The sequence below is a fragment of the Novosphingobium fluoreni genome (genome assembly GCF_014196615.1).
GTDB lineage: Bacteria > Pseudomonadota > Alphaproteobacteria > Sphingomonadales > Sphingomonadaceae > Novosphingobium > Novosphingobium fluoreni.
In genome coordinates this window covers 106,605-125,282 of the sequence record NZ_JACIDY010000004.1, presented here as the reverse complement: position 1 = coordinate 125,282, position 18,678 = coordinate 106,605, and the positions used below count along the sequence as shown (strand labels likewise).

At 60.5% G+C, this 18,678-nt stretch carries 20 protein-coding genes; 16 read left to right on the top strand and 4 right to left on the bottom strand.

The features are described from left to right. The first annotated feature begins 4 nt into the window (after nt 1-4). Both GGR39_RS09750 and GGR39_RS09745 read left to right on the top strand, forming a co-directional pair. A complete protein-coding gene (locus GGR39_RS09750; protein WP_058736615.1) occupies nt 5-589 on the top strand; it encodes a nuclear transport factor 2 family protein in 585 nt (194 codons plus the stop codon). A gap of 28 nt (nt 590-617) precedes the next feature. Continuing rightward, nucleotides 618-1,040: a carboxymuconolactone decarboxylase family protein gene (locus GGR39_RS09745; protein WP_058736614.1), complete on the top strand. Its 423-nt coding sequence runs from the start codon at nt 618-620 to the stop codon at nt 1,038-1,040. Nucleotides 1,041-1,099: 59 nt separating this feature from the next. On the opposite strand, the gene GGR39_RS09740 is transcribed toward GGR39_RS09745, so the two are convergent. Further along, nucleotides 1,100-1,768, bottom strand: coding sequence for a TetR/AcrR family transcriptional regulator (locus GGR39_RS09740; RefSeq protein ID WP_183616955.1), 669 nt, complete (start codon nt 1,766-1,768; stop codon nt 1,100-1,102). 453 nt (nt 1,769-2,221) lie between these two features. Between GGR39_RS09740 and GGR39_RS09735 the strand changes: the two genes are divergently transcribed. The 6 genes from GGR39_RS09735 to GGR39_RS09710 all read left to right on the top strand — a co-directional run bounded on the left by GGR39_RS09735 (nt 2,222) and on the right by GGR39_RS09710 (nt 8,002). Then, nucleotides 2,222-2,986 (top strand): SDR family NAD(P)-dependent oxidoreductase, encoded by a 765-nt coding sequence (locus tag GGR39_RS09735; protein ID WP_183616954.1) that lies wholly within the window; start codon nt 2,222-2,224, stop codon nt 2,984-2,986. A gap of 127 nt (nt 2,987-3,113) precedes the next feature. Continuing rightward, a complete protein-coding gene (locus GGR39_RS09730; protein WP_058736611.1) occupies nt 3,114-3,500 on the top strand; it encodes a Zn-ribbon domain-containing OB-fold protein in 387 nt (128 codons plus the stop codon). Next, the gene (locus GGR39_RS09725) at nt 3,497-4,645 is read left to right on the top strand and encodes an acetyl-CoA acetyltransferase (RefSeq protein ID WP_183616953.1); all 1,149 of its coding nucleotides are present in this window, start codon (nt 3,497-3,499) and stop codon (nt 4,643-4,645) included. Before GGR39_RS09730 ends, GGR39_RS09725 begins: the two co-directional genes overlap by 4 nt. A gap of 73 nt (nt 4,646-4,718) precedes the next feature. Then, nucleotides 4,719-5,918: an acyl-CoA dehydrogenase family protein gene (locus GGR39_RS09720; protein WP_058736609.1), complete on the top strand. Its 1,200-nt coding sequence runs from the start codon at nt 4,719-4,721 to the stop codon at nt 5,916-5,918. Between the two features lie 24 nt (nt 5,919-5,942). Beyond that, nucleotides 5,943-7,043 (top strand): acyl-CoA dehydrogenase family protein, encoded by a 1,101-nt coding sequence (locus GGR39_RS09715; protein ID WP_183616952.1) that lies wholly within the window; start codon nt 5,943-5,945, stop codon nt 7,041-7,043. Then, nucleotides 7,040-8,002: an alpha/beta fold hydrolase gene (locus GGR39_RS09710; RefSeq protein ID WP_183616951.1), complete on the top strand. Its 963-nt coding sequence runs from the start codon at nt 7,040-7,042 to the stop codon at nt 8,000-8,002. The genes GGR39_RS09715 and GGR39_RS09710 overlap by 4 nt, the downstream gene beginning before the upstream one ends. Nucleotides 8,003-8,047: 45 nt before the next feature. Here GGR39_RS09710 and GGR39_RS09705 read toward each other — a convergent pair whose 3' ends face one another. Beyond that, nucleotides 8,048-9,619 carry an AMP-binding protein gene (locus tag GGR39_RS09705; RefSeq protein WP_183616950.1) on the bottom strand — a complete coding sequence of 524 codons (1,572 nt, stop codon included), beginning with the start codon at nt 9,617-9,619 and terminating at the stop codon, nt 8,048-8,050. A 426-nt stretch (nt 9,620-10,045) separates the two neighbouring features. On the opposite strand from GGR39_RS09705, the gene GGR39_RS09695 reads away from it, so the two are divergent. The 6 genes from GGR39_RS09695 (at nt 10,046) to GGR39_RS09670 (ending at nt 14,229) form a co-directional block, all read left to right on the top strand. Continuing rightward, nucleotides 10,046-10,186 (top strand): hypothetical protein, encoded by a 141-nt coding sequence (locus GGR39_RS09695; protein WP_183616949.1) that lies wholly within the window; start codon nt 10,046-10,048, stop codon nt 10,184-10,186. Next, on the top strand, nt 10,183-10,674 hold the full coding sequence (locus tag GGR39_RS09690) for an FAD-binding protein (protein WP_183616948.1): 492 nt from the start codon (nt 10,183-10,185) through the stop codon (nt 10,672-10,674). Before GGR39_RS09695 ends, GGR39_RS09690 begins: the two co-directional genes overlap by 4 nt. 67 nt (nt 10,675-10,741) lie before the next feature. After that, complete coding sequence (locus GGR39_RS09685) at nt 10,742-11,536, top strand: enoyl-CoA hydratase/isomerase family protein (protein ID WP_058736603.1); 795 nt, start codon at nt 10,742-10,744, stop codon at nt 11,534-11,536. A gap of 124 nt (nt 11,537-11,660) precedes the next feature. Beyond that, the gene (locus tag GGR39_RS09680) at nt 11,661-12,470 is read left to right on the top strand and encodes an enoyl-CoA hydratase/isomerase family protein (RefSeq protein WP_058736602.1); all 810 of its coding nucleotides are present in this window, start codon (nt 11,661-11,663) and stop codon (nt 12,468-12,470) included. Nucleotides 12,471-12,538: 68 nt separating this feature from the next. Next, entirely contained in the window at nt 12,539-12,859 is a 321-nt protein-coding gene (locus tag GGR39_RS09675; RefSeq protein ID WP_082667977.1) for a 2Fe-2S iron-sulfur cluster-binding protein, read from the top strand. 116 nt (nt 12,860-12,975) lie between these two features. Continuing rightward, nucleotides 12,976-14,229 carry a cytochrome P450 gene (locus tag GGR39_RS09670; RefSeq protein WP_183616947.1) on the top strand — a complete coding sequence of 418 codons (1,254 nt, stop codon included), beginning with the start codon at nt 12,976-12,978 and terminating at the stop codon, nt 14,227-14,229. A 126-nt stretch (nt 14,230-14,355) separates the two neighbouring features. On the opposite strand, the gene GGR39_RS09665 is transcribed toward GGR39_RS09670, so the two are convergent. Beyond that, the gene (locus GGR39_RS09665) at nt 14,356-15,132 is read right to left on the bottom strand and encodes an SDR family oxidoreductase (protein ID WP_281374474.1); all 777 of its coding nucleotides are present in this window, start codon (nt 15,130-15,132) and stop codon (nt 14,356-14,358) included. A gap of 214 nt (nt 15,133-15,346) precedes the next feature. Here GGR39_RS09665 and GGR39_RS09660 point away from each other — a divergent pair, with 214 nt between their 5' ends. Both GGR39_RS09660 and GGR39_RS09655 read left to right on the top strand, forming a co-directional pair. Then, on the top strand, nt 15,347-16,390 hold the full coding sequence (locus GGR39_RS09660) for a phosphotransferase (RefSeq protein ID WP_183616945.1): 1,044 nt from the start codon (nt 15,347-15,349) through the stop codon (nt 16,388-16,390). 20 nt (nt 16,391-16,410) lie between these two features. Further along, nucleotides 16,411-16,836: a GlcG/HbpS family heme-binding protein gene (locus GGR39_RS09655; RefSeq protein ID WP_183616944.1), complete on the top strand. Its 426-nt coding sequence runs from the start codon at nt 16,411-16,413 to the stop codon at nt 16,834-16,836. A gap of 316 nt (nt 16,837-17,152) precedes the next feature. Here the strand turns inward: GGR39_RS09655 and GGR39_RS09650 are convergent, their stop codons facing one another. Further along, a complete protein-coding gene (locus tag GGR39_RS09650; RefSeq protein ID WP_183616943.1) occupies nt 17,153-18,361 on the bottom strand; it encodes a cytochrome P450 in 1,209 nt (402 codons plus the stop codon). Nucleotides 18,362-18,678: the final 317 nt, after the last annotated feature.

Sequence of the window (18,678 nt, the reverse complement as noted above, 5' to 3'; positions counted from 1 at the left end):
GCAAATGGCCGAGGCAACATCGCTGGAAAAGCGGATCGAGCGCATCGAATCGCGTATGGAAATCGCGGAGTTGCCCACCCGTTACGCGCGCGCAGTCGATGCCCGCGATATTGACACCTGGATCGGGCTGTTCGTTGAGGATGTCGATTGCGGCAGGCGCGGCAAAGGCCGGGAAGCCCTGCGCACTTTCATCGATCCCAGCGTCCGCACCTTTTACCGCTCGATCCACTTCATCTGCGGACACACGGTAGACTTCATCGACGATGATACTGCGACCGGCACGGTCTATTGCCGGGCAGAGCATGAAGATGGTGACGAGTGGGTGACCATGGCGATCATTTATTTTGATCGTTATGTGCGCCGCGATGGCCGCTGGTATTTCGAACGGCGTAGCGAAAAGCATTGGTACTCGGTGGACGAGCTGGACCGCCCGCGCGCGCCTTTCCAGTTGTGGGATCGATGGTCGGATCGCTTGCCGCATCTGCCACAGGATTTCCCGACCTGGGCCGGCTTCTGGGAAAAATCGAGCGCGGAGGATGTGGCGAAAATCACGCGTCTTCCGGTCGGGCATTCAGGGGACAAGGCATGACAGGGTTCACTGCTTCAGGAGCAATGATATGAAGAACGACCGGACCGAGCGCGGCCTGCAGGTCTTCGACGAATTGATGGGCGAAGGTGCATCGGCAAAAATGCGCGATGCGATGGCTTCCAACGGCTTTGGCAGCGCCATCGCGCAAATGGCCACGCATTACGCCTTTGCCGATGTCTGGGGCCGTGACGGTCTGGAACGTAAGCAGCGTAGCCTTGTGGTGATCGGCGTGCTGATAGCCCAGCGCCAGATTCTCGAACTGAAGAACCATATCCGCATCGGCATCCGCAATGGCTTGACCGCGCGCGATATCGAAGAGGCCTTGATCCAGACTTTGCCCTATGTAGGTTTTCCCGCCGTAGCTTCCGCAACAACAGCGATCGTCGAAGTGCTGCGCGAACTGGGCATCGATACCGAAACAAGGACCTCGGAAGAGCGCGGAATGCTGTGATTAAGTCGGGATTTGCTTGATCTCGTCAAGCCTATGTCGGGCGCACTGCTACGATCCCATCACGTCTTGGGAGGTACCCGCAGTGCACGGCGGACGATCTCCTCGCTAGCGGCGAGGATGTGATCGCGGGCGCCATCGCCAGGTGGGAACAGCCAGTCCCGCATCAAGACCGCACTTCCCATCATTCCAAACGTCAGCCTTATCCCGATATCCAGGTCGAAAGGCGGCGTGATGCCGGCAGCAGCGTACTCCGCATTCAGGCTCGCAAGCCCGGCTTGAAAAAACGGCTCGAAGCTGGGGGAGTGATGATCGGCCGCCGTGGCGCCTTGCGCACGACCAATCACGATCGCAGTGAGCAAATCGCGGTTTTCCGTGAGAAGATCGAACACGAGGCGATAGAGGTCCGGTGCGTCTGGGCCATGAAACGAAGTTTGCGCCATCGTGAATTTGCGAATGACCTGATTGAATGGCTCGATGATCACGGCGTCGAATAACTGCGCCTTGTCGCCGAAGTAGCGGAACAGCAGCGTCTCGCTGACGTCGGCTTGCTCGGCGATTTCGCGAGTTGTTGTGGCGGCATAGCCCCGGTCCGCAAAGAGACGACGGGCAGCCTCGCGGATGCATCCTTCCACATTTTCTCGGGAGCGCCGTGCCCTTCGTTGACGGACGGGCGGCGCCGATAAAGAGGCCTTTGCGATAGCCGGGTCGGCTACCATCACGTCTTTCATCGATCGCCCCCTAACAAAAATCCTGACGCGCCTTAGACCAAATGGCGACGTGCCGATCGTCGATTTTGCCCTGTGATCCCCTTGCCATCAAGTAGCGGCTTTATGGGAGACGTCCATCCTTCATGATCTGGCGGCGGCGACCGCGTTTCCGATTTCCGCAAGAATGCCACCTATCATACCGTCCGTCTCCATTCGGCCCAGGTGATCCGGGAGGACAGGATGAAGCGAGGCGGGGTGCTGACGATCCATTCGGCAGGGACAAAGGAAGATAGCTTCACCCCAATAATTTCGTTTCTCCTGCTTCCTCTACGGCCTCGGCCGATGGTTCAGAAGCGTCGGCATGCCGTACCGCTTGCATCTTCAACTATCGAACAATCGCGCGAAACCCATCGTGGCGACGATACTGGCGGCCAGGTGTTGACAGCGCGAAGGTCTCGCTCATGTGTATAGCGTATGATCAAGACGACATATGACTTTGCTGGGAAAGTGGCTCTCATCACAGGCGCCTCCTCCGGGATCGGCAGGGCGACCGCGCTGGGCTTTGCTGCCAACGGTGCGACCGTGGTTTTAGCGGATATCGATGCCGATCGCGGCGAAGCCGTGCGGCAGGAGATCGAGAACGCGGGCGGCTCCGCCGTCTTCCACCAATCCGACATGACCGATCCTTCGCAGATCGACGCCCTATTCGGCATGATCAAGCACCGCTTTCCGCGTCTGGATTACGCACATAACAATGTAGGCTTTTCGTGGGGCCAGGGGCTGCTTGATATTTCGATCGAGGACTGGAACCGCACGATCGATCTGTGCCTTAAGTCGCCTTTCCTGTGCATGCAGCATGAAGTGCGGATGATGCGCGAAACTGGTGGCGGTGCGATCGTGAACACTGCGTCGATGGCCGGCGTTCGCTATGCCGAACCGGCGAACGCAGCGTATTCGGCGGCCAAGGCCGGCGTCATTCACATGACGGCACACGTCGCGGTTCGCCATGCCGCGGATAAAATTCGCGTAAATGCCGTTTCCCCGGGCCTGGTGCGGACGGAAGCGATCACGAAGCTGATGACTGCCGACCAAGAAAAAGCGCTCGCCAGTGAAACGCAGCCGATTGGCCGTTCCGTCCTGCCCGAAGAAATCGCAGCCAGTGTCCTTTGGCTGTGTTCGGACGGCGCGGCGATGGTGACGGGTGAGAACATTCGCGTCGCGGGTGGCGGTCAGATCTGAAGCTTAACGGCGTGATCAAGACGCGCGAACCGCGCCGTTCCATCGTCCATCTGATCTGCTTGGCACGGACTCGACAAGCCGGGGTAATTCACCACTAAGGGGAACAAAGCTTCTGCACAGGTTGACCATGACAACGACGACGGAAACAGGCGGGCCGGACCTTCAGTACCAAGCGCATCTTGCAGCGGGGCGGTTCATGATCCAGCGGGGCGTGAAGACGGGCAACGCGGTGTTTTTTCCGCGCGCTGTGGCTCCAGGTACGGGCGAGGACCTCGAATGGTTCGAGCCATCGGGCCGTGGCACCGTGTACGCCTCAACCTGCGTGCGCAAACGTCCCCCCGAAGCGGATATGAACATCTCCCTGATTGATCTGGAAGAAGGCCCCCGCATGATGGCGCGGGTGGAAGGTCTGCCGGCAGATGCCGTGCCGATCGGCCTTGAGGTGCAGGCACGTATCATCCCGCATGAGGATGGCCATATTGTAGTCTTCGATGCGCGGGAGAACGCGCGATGAACGGTCGTTTTCCGCGCGCCAGCACCGCAATCGTCGGCGCAGCCACTTTTGGCGAAGGCCGCTGCCCCGGCTATGAACCGTACGACATGGCCGCCATCGCCGCACGTAATGCCTTGGCGGAAGCAGGGCTGAGCTTTGCGGACGTGGACGGCGTATTCGTGACCACTTCGAACGACACCTTTGGCGGCGGCATGAACTTCGCCCAGTACTGCGGTATACAGCCCAAGGTGGCGGACAACAGCCGCACAGGCGGCAACGTGTTCGAAAGCTATGTCGAGCGCGCGGCCTGGATGCTCGATGCCGGCCTGATCGATTGCGCGTTGATCGCCTATGGCAGCAACCAGGCGTCATCTATCGGCAAGCTGAGCCGCACATCGCAGCCGTTCGTATACGAAGCCGCCTACAACCCGCTCATGCCGATGACGGGATATGCTCTCGCGGCGAAGCGACACATGCACCTGTATGGCACCACCAAGGAGCAGTTGGGCGAAGTGGCACTGGCCGCACGCGCCTGGGCACAGCTCAATCCCTACGCCTACAGCCGCACGCCGCTGACGATGGAAGAGTACATGGGCGCGCGTATGATCGTCGACCCCTTCGGGAAGCTGGATTGCTGCCTTGTCACCGATGGCGCGGCGGCGGTCGTCATGACTCGCGCCGATCGGGCACGTGATCTGGCCCGCCCGCCCGTCGCGGTCCTGGGCGCTGCCAGCATGACCACGCACGCGAACATCGCGGCCATGCCGGAACTGACAGAAACCGCCCTGGCCGAATGCGGGCCGCGTGCATTGGCACAAGCGGGACTGACCACCGCGGAAATCGACGTCGTCCAACTATACGATGCATTCACGATCAACCCGATCCTGTTCCTGGAAGACCTGGGCTTTTGCCCCAAGGGCGAAGGCGGTCGCTTCGTGGCCGATGGCGCGATCGCCCCAGGCGGGAAGCTGGCGGTCAACACCAACGGCGGCGGATTGTCCTGCGTCCACCCTGGAATGTACGGGCTCTTCACCATCGTCGAGGCGGTGCGCCAATTGCGCGGCGAATGCGGGCAGCGGCAGGTCGGCAACGCACGCACCGCGATCGCCCAAGGCAACGGGGGCGTTCTCTCCAGCCAGGCCGTGGCGGTCCTTGGGGTAGAATGACGGCCCTGATTTTCTAACTTATGTCAGAGATATCGGCGGTGCGCAGCTTGCCGAAGAGGATTGGATAACGATCATGGATTTAGCACCAGACCCCACGCTAGACGATTTTCGCAAGGAAGTGCGCGAGGCAATCCGGGCCGACCTGCCGAAGGACATGGCAGCACGCCAAAAGGCCTTTAGCGGCAACCAGTCTGAAGCTGAGGACTCATTGAAATGGATGGGCATCCTAGAAAAGCGCGGGTGGTCCGTTCCCCATTGGCCGGTCGAACACGGTGGCACCGGCTGGTCGCCGATGCAGTTGCACATCTTTAACGAAGAATGCGCAAACGCATGGGCTCCGGACAGTTGCTGGGGAGCGACGATGATGTGCGGCCCGGTGATCTACGAATTCGGATCACAGGAACAAAAGGATCGCTTTCTTCCTGCGTTCCGCCGCGGTGACTACTATCTGTCGCAAGGCTTCTCCGAGCCCGGCAACGGCTCAGACCTCGCCCGGCTGCGCACCGCCGCGCGCCGCGAAGGCGATAAGTATATCGTGAACGGCCAGAAAATCTGGACCAGCGTGGCCTACGCCGCGGAATGGGGTTTCTTCCTGGTTCGCACCAACCCCGACGTGAAGCCGCAGGCCGGAATCTCGTTCCTGATGATCAAGCTGGACTCCCCCGGAGTCACCATTCGCCGCATCCCGCAACTCAATGGTGAAGCGGATCTGTGCGAGGTGTTCCTGGACAGTGTCGAGGTGCCGGCCGAAAACCTGATCGGCGAGGAAGGGATGGGGTGGACCTATGCCAAGTATCTGCTCGATCATGAGCGGACGACAAGCTCCTTCATCTTCTTCAACAAGCGCGAAATGGCGCGGGCGAAAGAAATTGCGCGCACCGAGACTCGCCATGGCAAGCCACTGATCGAAGACCCGGTCATTCACGCGCGCCTGATGCATCTGGAAGCGGAAGTGATGGCGTTGGAATGGTCCGTGATGCGAGAGCTCTGCCGCGAAGAGTTCAAGTACAACTCGACCGCTGCTGCCTCGACACTGAAAATCGCCGGATCGCGCCTGCAGCAGACGATCAACGAATTTCAGGTTGATATGATCGGGGTGCGCGCGATGCGCAAATTCCCCTTCGAAGTCGCGGATCGAACCGAAGCACCGCTGTGGCCGGACTACACAGAGAACGCTACGCCCCGCGCGCTCGTGATGCGGGCCGCCACGATTTATGGCGGCACACTGCAGATTCAAAAGGGCATTATCTCAAAGCTCGCCTTCGATCTTTAACGACAGGCAAAGCAGGAACGACACATGGACTTCAATCCTTCCGATCTGCAGCGCATGCTGCTCGATAGTGCTGAACGCTACCTGTCAGAGCGCTTCACGCTGGAACATCGCCGCTCTCTGCGCGAGACGCCGGACGGTCTTGACACCGATGCCTGGGAGAAATTCGCCGAACTGGGATGGCTGGCCCTGGCGATACCGGAAGATTTGGGCGGGCTGGGCGGCAGCATGGCGGATGTCGCCGCACTGGCCACCGCGCTAGGATACAGCTGCGTCTCGCAACCGTTCACCAGCACCGCCGTCGTTGCGCCGATCATCCTCGCGGGCGCTGATGATGTGCAAACAGATCTCATCGAAGAGATTGTCGGCGGCAGCGCACGCATTGCCTTGGCGCATGACGAGATCGGCGATCGCTACGACTATTCCGAACCGCGCGGCACATCGCTGACCGGGGGCGGCAATGGGCAGGTGCTCAACGGGCAGAAGATGGTCGTGATCGATGCACCTTCCGCCACCCACCTCATCGTGTCGGCCAATGAAGGCGATGAACTGGTGCTCGTTCTCGTACCGGCTGATGCGGCGGGGACGGAACAGTCGCCCTACCCGCTCTACGATGGTACCCGCGCGGCCGACATCCGCTTTGACGGCGTAGAGGGTGGCGTAGTTTTGGCCCGCGGCCACAAGGCGCGCGATCTGCTGGCGAAGGCCTTGGATCACGGCCGTGTCGCCTATGCGGCACAGATGGTTGGCTCGATGGAAGCAGACCTGGCGCTGTGTTCCAGCTATCTCAAGGAACGGCAGCAGTTCGGCCAGCCGATCGGCAAGTTCCAGGCTTTGCAGCACATCATGGCCGATATGTTCGTCGCGACCCATCAGGCACGATCGATCCTGTACTTTGCCCTCTCGACGATCGACGCATCCGCCGAAGAACGCGCCCGCGCGATCTCGCTGGCAAGGATCAACATTTCCGAGGCCTATCAGATCGTCGCACGGCAGGCGATCCAGCTTCACGGCGGTTATGGCATCACCGATGAATACGACGTCAGCCATCATTACCGCTACCAGATGGTCCTCGAAAAACTGTACGGCGACGCTGCCTTTTACGAACGACGGCTGGCTTCACTTTGAGCGAAGCAGAAACCGGCCTTCAGCGTGTAGGTCTCGACAAATGGGGCAAATTGCCGCGCCCCCTCGCTCCCCTGAAGGGCCGAAAGCCAGAAGCCCCGGCATGGTTCGACGAGGCGATGGCACTGCCCGTCAACGAGCATCGTATTGCTGTGGATGGCGCCGAGATCGAGGCTCTTTCGTGGGGTGATCCCAAAGCACCGCCGGTTCTGCTGCTGCATGGGTCCATGGCCCATGCCCGTTGGTGGAACCCCGTCGCGCCGTTGCTGTCGAAAGATCATCACGTCATTGCCATGTCTTTCGCGGGTATGGGTGGCTCGCAGTGGCGGGATAAGTACTCGACCACGCAGATGGCACGTGAAGCCATGGGCGTCGCCGAAGCGTTGAGCATGTTCGATGGACCTGTAAAACCCGTACTCATCTCGCACAGTTTTGGTGGCAAAGCCGCTTCCATCGTCGCTGGAGATCACGGAGAGAAATTTGCAGGCACGGTCTTTGTCGACTCGTTCATTCTCCCCGGCCTGGAAATTGGTGGCAACCCACCACCCTATCGCCACCGGGAATATGAAACGATCGCGGATGCCATAACCCGCTTTCGGCTATCGCCAGATCAACCCAGCGGCGAACTCTATATCCTGGACGCGATCGCGCGAGGCGGCATAGTCAAACGTCATGGTGCCTGGACGTGGTGCTTCGATCCGGATTTCTTTCATAAGATCGAATTCGAAAACACCTGGGATGAAGCGCGGCGATCGTTATGTCCGCTCGCCTTTATTCGTGGGGAGCACTCCCCGATCGCAACGCGCGCTGACTTTGCGTTGCAGCGAGCGAATATGCGCTCTGACAGTATCTTCATCGAGATACCGGAAGCCTACCACCATATCATGGTCGATCAACCGCTGGCACTGACTGCTACATTGCGCGCGATCATCGCGTTCTGGTCGTTGCCTGACGCGAAATGATGGGTAGCGGGAGCGGGGCTGGCCCGCTCCTGCCGTTGCCTCTCCTCACGCCATCGCGCGCAGGTCGGCCTTGATGACCTTGCCAGTGGCGTTGAGCGGCAGGCTGTCCACTATGCGGACCGAGCGCGGCACTTTGTAATTGGCCAACTCTTCCCGGCACCAGGCAATGATTTCGGCTTCCGTCAGATCGTGATGGGCGACCGGCACGACGAAAGCCCGGCCCACCTGGCCTAGGCGCGTATCATCGACACCGATGACAGCGACTTGGGAAATACCCGGCATCATGCTCATCACGCGCTCGATCTCGGCCGGATAGCAATTGAAGCCACCGCACAGATACATGTCCTTGATGCGATCGGTGATGTGCAAATTGCCTGCCTCGTCGATCCAGCCGGCGTCACCGGTCAGCAGGAACCCGTCTTGCGTAAAGGCCTTTGCCGTCGCTTCCGGGTTGTCGAGGTAGCCCAGCGTCACTTGCGGGCCGCGAACCGCGACTTCGCCCGGTTCGCCGATCGGCACCTCCGCTTGATCGGGCCCGACGATCTTCATCTCCATATTGCTCAGGATATGGCCGACTGTCTGGGCGATGACTTCAGGGCCATCACCCTTGCCGGTGGTCGTAACCGAGCCCGCGGTCTCGGTCAGGCCATAACCGGTCTGGATCATGGTATTCTTGCCGAAGCTGACCAGCATATCCTCGATCAAACGCACGGGGACAGTGGTACCGCCGGTGGAAACGATACGCAGGCTGGACAGATCGGTCTTCTTGCGATCGGGATGATCGATAAGTGCCTGGGCGATAACCGGAACCGTTGGCAGCATCGTGACCCGCTCACGCTCGATCATGCGAAGCAGATCGCCCGCATCAAAGCTGCTGACCGGCAGAATGCGCACGCCATACAGCAAGGATACCTGCCAGCCCGCGCGATATCCCGCGTTATGTGCGAAAGGATAGGTTACGCCGAAGACATCGTCCGAGTTGAAGCCGTTGACCTCTGCGGCCTGAATATCACAGGCGATCAGGCTCTGCCGCTGCGTCATCAACACGCCCTTGGGGCGTCCGGTGGTGCCGGACGTGAAGATGATGTCCGCCAGATCGTCGCCGGAGCCTCGCGCGATCCTGGCATCCACGGCAGCGTCGTTGGCGCGGTCAGACCAGTTGCGCAATGCATTCAGCGATAGCACTCGATCGCCTGTTGACCCGCCCGTTTCCCCAAGCACGACGATATGCTCGACTGCCGGCAAATCCTGCGCGCCAAGCGCATCCACGTAGCTGTATTCACCAAAGCCGCGATCGGTAAAAACGAGGCGTGCCTTTGCATCGCGCAGGATGTCACCCGCTTCCCGTCCCCGCAGGCGCGTGCCGATCGGGATCAGCACACCGCCCGCGGCCTGGATGCCCAGCGCCGCGATCACCCATTCGGCGCTGTTCACGCCCCAGATGCCGATGCGATCCCCATGTTCGATGCCAAGCGCGATCAGGGACGCGGCCACCTCGCGGCTTGCCTTCTCCAAGTCGCGATAGGTCCAGTCCTGCCCCGCGAAACGGATGCTGATATGATCGGCGTAGATCGCAGCAGCCTGTTGAAACCGATGGTACAGGGAAGGATTTTCCATAAGCCTCGTCGCGCCTTTGGTGTTTGGACAAAACGCTTGCGGCGGCGGCACGGCAGACGCAAGGCTGAGCCACATTGGGGCACGCAGGATCGCATTGGCGATCCATGCTGACAGCATGTCGCAGCGGGCAGCACCGGGCAATCCGCCGGCTCGTTCTCGTTTGCCGGCACCGATCTGCAACGCGCCGCCGGTCACAAGGACAGCGCGGATCGCCTGGCCGCAGACCGGCTGCGCGCCCGTAACGGGCGCAACGATCGCGAACTCGTGGATCGCTTTGCCGAATGTCAGCTCGACACCTACGAGTGGTTATGTCGCCACGGCGTGAGTACGAGCGGGTCCAGCTCAGCGGGGGTCAAGGCATTCCCCGCAGCCATGCATGCGATCCCGCCCAGGCGATGAGCGCGCTGTAAGCCGCGCTGACTACGCATGGACGGCCTCACCCGTTGCGATCAGATCGGGGCCGAACGCCTGGAGCGCGATGCTCAAAGCTGGATCATTCACGCCCGCGGCAAGGCTCATACTGCGCGCAGCGTGATCATCGCCAGCGGCGGGGAGCGCTCGCCGTGAACCTGGGTTTGCAGCGGTTCGTCAACGAATTGCTTTCCTACAAGGAGATCGGTGGTGCATGCCTTCGTCAGCGGGACGGAATCGCGTTTCAGGTCTTTGACGAGGATACGATGGCGCAAGCACAGGAAATTCCCTTCAACTTGAACTTCCGCGCCGCGCTGAACCTTGGCATCGTGCGGCAGGCGGATAGCATTTCGCAGATTGCCGGCTCGGTCGGTCTGGACGGAATGGCATTGGAGGAAACGGTCGCGCGTTATAACGCGATGATTACTGGCGAAGTCGACACCGAGGCCCAAGCGCTCGACCAGTTCGGCGCGAGGATTGACGGTCTTTACGCCGCAGGAGAAGTGACCGGCGGTTTCACCCCCACCAAGATCGGGGAAACCTGCGGTACCAGTGCAGGCATCGCCCAGATGATAAGGACAGCCGAAATGCGATTGCCGATTTCGTTGTGGGCGGCACCCGTGTCACTACAAACCGTGAACTAAAACCGATGAGGCCCACCGCCTGGATTTGTGCGGCACGGCCTGCTCTCAAGATCGAGGACTGAGCGCGATGTACGATTATGTAACCGCCCTGAAGCTGGACCGGCGCGACAATGGCGTTCTTGTCATCACCCTGGACAACCCGCCGACAAATCCGTTCGAAGGCGCGATGCACGATGATCTGCGCCGCGTGCTGACAGACGTGAACGCGGACCCGGACGTAAAGGTCATCGTGTTGACCGGTGGTGGTGAAAAGGCGTTTTCCGCTGGTGGCGATATTCATGAGATGAAGCGATTGCTGACAGACAATCACGGCACGATCCACGGCTTTATTGAGGCGCGCCGAATGTTGGAAGCGCTGCTGCGCCTGGAAAAGCCACTGATTGCACGCGTGAACGGCCATGCCATTGGCCTCGGCGCGACTTTGGCGCTGTTCTCCGACCTTTGCTACGCGGTCGAGGGCGTGAAGATCGGCGATCCGCACGTAGCGGTTGGCTATGCGGCGGGCGATGGCGGGGCACTGATCTGGCCGCAGTTGATCGGTTACATGCGCGCCCGGGAATATTTGCTCACCGGCGATCCTGTTTTGTCTCAGGATGCGGCGGCGATGGGCCTGATCAACCGCGCGGTACCGCGTGACCAATTGGATGAAGTCGCTTTCGGTATGGCCGACCGCCTTGCAGCGGGGGCCAGCGTGGCGATCAACCTGACGAAGCAGGCGATCAATCTTCCCCTGCGCCGCCAGCTGGAAGGCATGCTGGACGCCAGCGTCTGGTTCGAAGCAATTTCCAGCTTCAGCAAGGACCACGAGGAAGCCGTGAACGCCTTCATTGAAAAGCGCAAACCCAGCTTCAACGGCGATTGAGCAAGACGGCCAAGGTCATTATCCCACAGCGATCGCCGAGCCATCCTGCATTGGCCTAGCGATCGCGTGCCCAAACTCTGGCAAATAGTATTGCCTCGACCGCTTGATCTGAGAGGATATCCGGATGGATGAAGCTGACGCCCTTCTGGTGGATCGCCCGCACCCTGAAATTCTACGGCTGACGCTCAATCGCCCCGAACGAATGAACGCCCTGACCTACGAGGTCGTGAATAAGTTGAATGACATCCTCGATTCGCTGGTCGAGGATACCCAGACGCGCGCAGTCATCATCACGGGTAATGGCCGCGGCTTCTGCTCCGGGCAAGACATGAAGAAGGCGGCCGAGCGGATGGAACCGGGCGGCAGCACCATCGTCACCCGGTACGCCAGTCAAACGCGGTTCGGCTCAATGTCACAACGCATGGCACGGGCTCCGCAACCGATCATCTGCGCGGTAAACGGCGCAGCGGTGGGTGCGGGGATGGCGATCGCTGTGGGTGCCGATATCCGCATCGGCACGCCCGCCACGCGCTTTCTGATCGGTGCGGTGAAGATAGGATTGTCGGCCGGAGAGAGCAGCATCAGCTACTGGCTTCCGCGCTGGATCGGCCCGGGGCGGGCATTCGAAGTGATGTTGACCGGCCGACCGATCGATGCCGAGGAAGCCCTGGCAACCGGGCTCATCACCAGATGCGTCGAACCCGAAGAACTGCAAGACGCCGCGATCGCCCAGGCCGTGGCCATCCTGGAAAACGCGCCGTTCTCCACCTGGCACACGAAGCGCATCATGCGGCGCAATCTCGATGCTACGAGCCTGGACGCCGCGCTGGACGTGGAAAACCCAACGCAGATCGTCACCAACGCGACGGAGGATTATCGCGAGGCGGTCGCTGCTTTCAATGAAAAGCGCAAACCGGTATGGAGAGGACGCTAAGATCTGGCAACGGCTTCACGATGAAGCCGTCAGCCGCTCCGTAAACGTGAACAGATGAGCACCACTCGTTGCCAAGACTTACTTTTGTAGAATTTGACGGTCAAACCCGCGAGGTCGATGCCCGCCTTGGTGAGACCGTCATGCGCTCTGCCCGGAATGCCGGAGTGGAAGGCATCATCGCAGAATGCGGTGGCAGCATGACCTGCCTGACCTGCCATTGCTATGTCACCCTCCCCGAGTCCGGCAGCCTGCCAGAGCCGTCTGCCAATGAGCAAGAAATGCTGGACTGCGTGTTGGAAGCGCGGGAAAACAGCCGTCTGTCTTGTCAGGTCGTGGTTACCCCAGAACTTGACGGGGCAAGGTTTGATATACCGCAGTGGCAAGGCTGACCTGTCTTTCGAAACTGTGCAAGGATGTGATGGAGGCCGCACCGCTATGTAGCGTCCGCTTGCTTATTTCGGGGGCGGGGCTACATGGGTGACCGAAGTTTTGATTGGAGAATGAGATGACGGTGCTGCCGAAGTTGCGCGATCTGGAAGACGCGACCTTCAGTCCCTTCATGGAGGAGTCGCTCCTGTTCGGCGCGCATGACGACCCCTATCCATTTCTCGCCGAGCTGCGTGAAAAGGGCCCCGTCCTCAAGGCGGATTACCGCACCGTCATGGGTCTGGGCCCGGACATCACGTTCCCGGCAGACGCGCCTCATTACATGCTGATGAGCTACGAGGCTTGCAGCAAGGCGCTGCTGACACCTTCCGTCTTCAGCAATCAATCTTACATGTACAACCTTGGCGCATGTTTCGGGCGCTCTGTCTCGACGATGGATGCGCCAGAACATGGCCGGTTTCGCCGCATCTTCCAAAAGGTCTTCCTGCCCCAATACGTGAAGGAATGGGGCGGCTCGGTCGTCGATCCCGTAGTGAACGAGCTGCTGGAAACCTTCATTCACGAAGGCAAGGCCGATTTGGTCAACCAGTTCACCCTGCTCTATCCGTTCGGCGTGATCTACAAGCAGCTTGATCTGCCGCCAGAGGAAGGAAAGATCTTCCACAAGCTTGCGGTAACGCAAACCCTGGTGTCAGTCATGAGGGACAAGGGCGTCGAAGCATCCGACAAGTTGGGCGAGTTCTTCCCCCGCCTGATAGCGCAGCGACGCGCCAATCCCGGTGACGATCTGGTGAGCCTTCTGGTTCAGACAGAAGTGGATGGCGAGTATCTGCCGGAAGACGTGCTTGTGTCCTTCTTCCGCCAGCTGATCAATGCAGCCGGAGATACCACGTACCGCGGCACCAGCGTGCTGCTGGCGAATTTGCTAAAACACCCTGACCAGATGGAAGCGCTGCGCCAGGATCGCTCGCTGTTGCCCAACGCCATCGAGGAAGCTCTGCGCTTTGACGGACCGGTGCTGGAGCAATCGCGCTGGACCACCACCGACATCGACTTTTTCGGAACGCATATCCCGGCAGGCTCGCTGATCCATGTCATGGCGGGTTCCGCCAACCGCGATCCCGCCAAGTTCGATAATCCTGATGTGTTCGATATCCGCCGCCCGAACGCGAACCGCCACTTGTCGTTCTCTGGTGGACCGCACATCTGCATCGGGCAACACTTGGCCCGCGTAGAGATGACCCGCGCGATCAATGCCATCCTGGACCGTCTGCCCAACCTCAAGGCCGATCCGGACATGCCCCCCGCTCAGCTCAAGGGCGCGATGATGCGGGTGCCGCACCACCTGCACGTTACGTTCGATCCGAGCTGAAGGGCATAGCCCTATCGTACAAAACCCCGGAAGCAGAATGTCGCTTCCGGGGTCGTTCTAGATAACATCCGCGCCATGCAGCGCGAGAGGGTTGGCCTCTAAGCCAGATCGAGCCAACGCCGCCCCCTAGACACGCTCAGGCCGCATGATCGCGTCTGTCCCTCCATCGACGTAGAGGATCTGGCCAACGATAAAGCTGGTTTCCACTTCCAACAGGAACGATGCAGCCTCCGCAATGTCGATCGCTTCGCCATACGGCCGATCGAGCGCAATCGGTGTGGCCTGGGCCAGCATCGCGCGGCCTTCCTCCGTCGCCAAAATCGGTTCTATCATCGGCGTGCGGATGCGGCCTGGTCCGATTGCGTTGAGCAGGATGCCCGCGCCGGCCCACTCGGCCGACGTGGCTGCCCGCCGTAGCCACTGCGCCACTGCAAACTTGCTTGCGGAATAGTCGCCACCATCGAACACCGCAGTGCTGGTGGCCAGCTTGTCCTCATCACCCGATTGAAGAAGAGCCAAAAACTCGGCATCGATTTCAAGGAACGATGCGGTGGACGTTATCAGTACGGCGCGCGGTGACTTGGATTGTGCCAAGAGCGGGCGCAATCCTTCAAGAGTGGCGATTGCGCCGTAATAGTTGACCGCACCGGTCAGCTTGGCGCTGACCTGCGAGACGCCAGCCGCTGCGACAACACCGTCCAGCGTCCCCGAAACCCCGCCGGATATCAAGCGCTGCGCCTCTGCCACCATATGCTCGCGGCCTTTACGAGTGCCAAGATCGGCCACGATGTCCGTGTCGCGCAAATCGACGCCGATGGCGGTGTGGCCCTTGCCGCGAAGATGCGCGCAAAGCGCCTTTCCCATGCCGGAAGCGGCTCCGGTAACCAGTATTGTTCTCTCCATGCCGGCAATGAAGCCCAACGGCCGCGGCGATACAAGGGGGCGAGGGCTTTTATCGCCGTCATCATCGATCTGGTGGAGATGCGACGCTCGTGGGTCAACGACTGTGTCGCCATCGCCTATGAGTTAACTGCAACGTCGCATTGTGCTGCTACGCACAACATTGCATCCTTTCGGACCGCGCCGAAAAGTGACTGCACGGCGGGAGAGGATATTCATGGCGAAAACTGCACTGCCCCTGCCCGTGCGTCCCGAAGAAGTCGATGCCGCGTGGCTCGCTGCCGCCACGGGCTGCAACGTCAGCACCGCGCGCGTGGTCGACGTAATCCTGGGCACTTCCACCAAGATCAGAGTCGCGGTGGAGAGTGACAGCTTGCCGCCCACGCTCATCGTCAAGGGCGGGTTTGAGGACCACAGCCCGAAGATGAAGGAGATGTATCGCAACGAGATCGACTTCTACTCGCGCATCGCGCCCCACCTGCCGATAAATACCCCGCGCTGCTGGTACGCCGGCTCTGATCCGGGCAGCCATCAGTCAATCGTCATCATGGAAGACCTTGTCGCTTCGGGAGTGACCTTCCTGCATGCCCAACGGCCCGAGACACGCGCTGCGGTCGAGAAGAGGCTGTTGGCGCTGGCACGCTTCCATGCGGCATCCTGGTACGACCCGAAGGTGACTCCGCAAGGCCGGGGTTGGGACTGGGTGCCGCGCCGCTTCACCGACTGGTCGATGGTCTATGCCGAGCGGTATCTGAGCGAAGAGGTCTGGCGGCATTATTGCGAAAGCCCGCGCGGTGCGGCGATCTCGGTTCGGCTCCATGATCGCGATTGGATGCGCCGCGCCCTGAGCGCCTACAACACGATCGAAGCAAACGACGCGCAATGCGTGATCCATGGCGATACCCACTTGGGCAACCTTTATGTCGAGGCGGACGGTACGCCGGGTTTTCTCGATTCCCAGCCCTCCGTCGCATCGCCTTTCAACGAAGTTGCCTATCATATCACCGGTGCGCTCGACATCGCCGACCGCGCGGGGTGGGAGCGCGAATTGCTCGATTTTTACCTGGTTGCCCTGGCGCAAGAGGGGATCACGCACGATCGTGAACTGGCCTGGCTGCGATACCGCCAGTATATCGGCTATGGCTTTTTCATCTTCCTGATCAACGAAATCCGCTTTCAGACCGAGGCGATCAACACAGCGTATACCGCGCGTTTCGGCGCGGCCATGCTGGACCATGACGTCATGTATCTGGTCGGCTGATGGCACAAGGAGACAAACCGATGCCTGGCATGATCGAAACCGTTCCGCAGCTGACCATCGCCGCAGCGCGCGCGATCGCGGGTGCTGCCTTCAGCGAAGCTGAACGGCAAAGCTGCGCGATTGTCGTGGTCGTGCTGGATGCGGGAAGCGAGATCCTGCTGGTCGAACGCGGTAGCGGAGCTCCCGTCTCGTCCATAGAGATTGCGCGGCGCAAGGCCGAATGCGCTGTCGGCTTCGGGATGCCGACTGAAATCCTCGCGTCGGTCAGCGCGAGTAACCCAGCCTTGGCGAACCTGCCCCGGATGCTGCCATTCGAAGGCGGTATCCCGGTGATCATCGATGGGCGGATCGCGGGCGCCATCGGTGTATCCGGAGCATCGCAAGAGCAGGATCTGGCTTGCGCTAGGGCAGGCATCGCCGCTGTCATGAGCGACATCGCGGGATGAGTGTTGCGATGGGGAGCGAGGAGGTGTGCGCAGACCGGCGGTGTACCGCCTGACGGCCGAACCCACCGCCCTCCTGCCGACGTAGATCATCGATCCGTCGAGGCAGGTGTGATCGGGCCCCAACCACGCATGACGCCGTGCGGCTGATCCGGCCCTATGACGGTGGAGCTGCGATCTGCGGCGACAAGTCCTTCTTTGCGGGAACTCTGTTTTCCACCCTTCGGTCCCCACGAACTCCACGCGATGTCAGGCGATTGGGAGAGGGGTCAGCGCCCTCTCTCCATTCATGCTTTAGCGCCGCGGGGCTTTTCCGGCGTCAGACGTCCCATTTCAGCGGTAGCGAGAGCACGCCGGTGACACTGCCCGATGCCGCGACCATCGGCTTGCCAGGAACAAGCGAGAAATCCGGGATGCGCTTTAGCCATTCTTCCAGGAACAAAATGATTTCACTGCGCGCCAGCGCCGCGCCGGGGCAACGATGCGGTCCGCTGCCGAACGTCTGGTAATCGGTACCAGTCGCCGATCGATCGAGATTGACGGTCATGGGATCCTCCCAGCGGCTGTCGTCCAGCCCGTGCAAGGCGGTCGCTAGGAACAGGGTGTCGCCAGCCTTGATATGAATACCGTCGAAATCGATGTCCTGCGCGGCCTGACGGGCCGGGCCGGCAACGCCGAAGCGACGAATGATTTCATCGATCCGCTTCTCGATCAATTCAGGCTGCGCCGTCAGGCGGTGGCGCAGTTCGACGTTCACAGCCAAGTGCGCGGCGATAAAGCCCATCATCGACGCCACGGTATCCAGCCCGCCGACGAGAACCTGGGTACATTCGCCGATGATCTCCTCTCGAGTCAACGGACGGCCGAGCACGGTTCCCGTCGCGATCTTGCTGATCATGTCATCGCCAGGATTGGCCAGCCTTTCATCGACCTGCCGGCCGACATATTCCTCCATCTGCGCGTAAGCCGCCAGCTTCTGGACGGGATCGGGCATGCGGACGACCTCGGCGAGCGACGATAACAGCAGGCGATCGTCTAAAGGCAATTCGACAAGCTGCAGGAACACCTCGATCGGGAGGTGCTGGGCAAAGTCGACCGCAAAGTCGCACTCGCCCCTTTCGCGAAAACTTTCGATCAGTTTGATGGCCAGTTCCCGCGCGCCTTCGATCGCGGCGCGCAGCGGCTTGCCGATCAGGAACGGCATGATCAGCGAGCGATAGGCGCGATGCAGCGCGCCATCCGCCTGAATCGGGATTTGCGGCTTCATGCCTTCCGGGTTGGGTGGAACCCACAAGCCGCCGTTGATGAAGACCTCGTGATCGCTCATCACGCGCTCGATCACGTGCGCCCGCATGGGAATCCAGTGGCCTCCGTACAATGGGCTGTAGATCAGCGCAGGACTGTCGTTCTGGATCGTACGCCACGCCTCATGAATGTCGGGATTGACCGACTGGATGTTGAAAATGTCGATATCTCGAACGACATCGCGTGAGACGTGCTGGGGAATCTGCGCCGATTGTGCCGACATTTACTCACCTCTCCATGGCTTTTTAAACGTTATCCAAAACCACTGTATGGTCTGGCTCGTCATTCAGGCATTTTATGCCGCTCCGCTGAGAATGATCCAGCTAAGCGCATCCAAAATGTGATAGGTTACGGCTATCTGACGTCAGCGACGAATGCGACGAGCCGACTGATCATCGCATCTTGCAGGAAAGTGGCCACCTAAGTCCCCGCTCGCCCGACCAGTCATGCTCCCTAGGCCATCACTCAGCTACACGATAGCCGCATATCGATCGCGCGCCGGGAAACCGTCGGCCCCCGCCGCTTCATTCAGCACAGGCG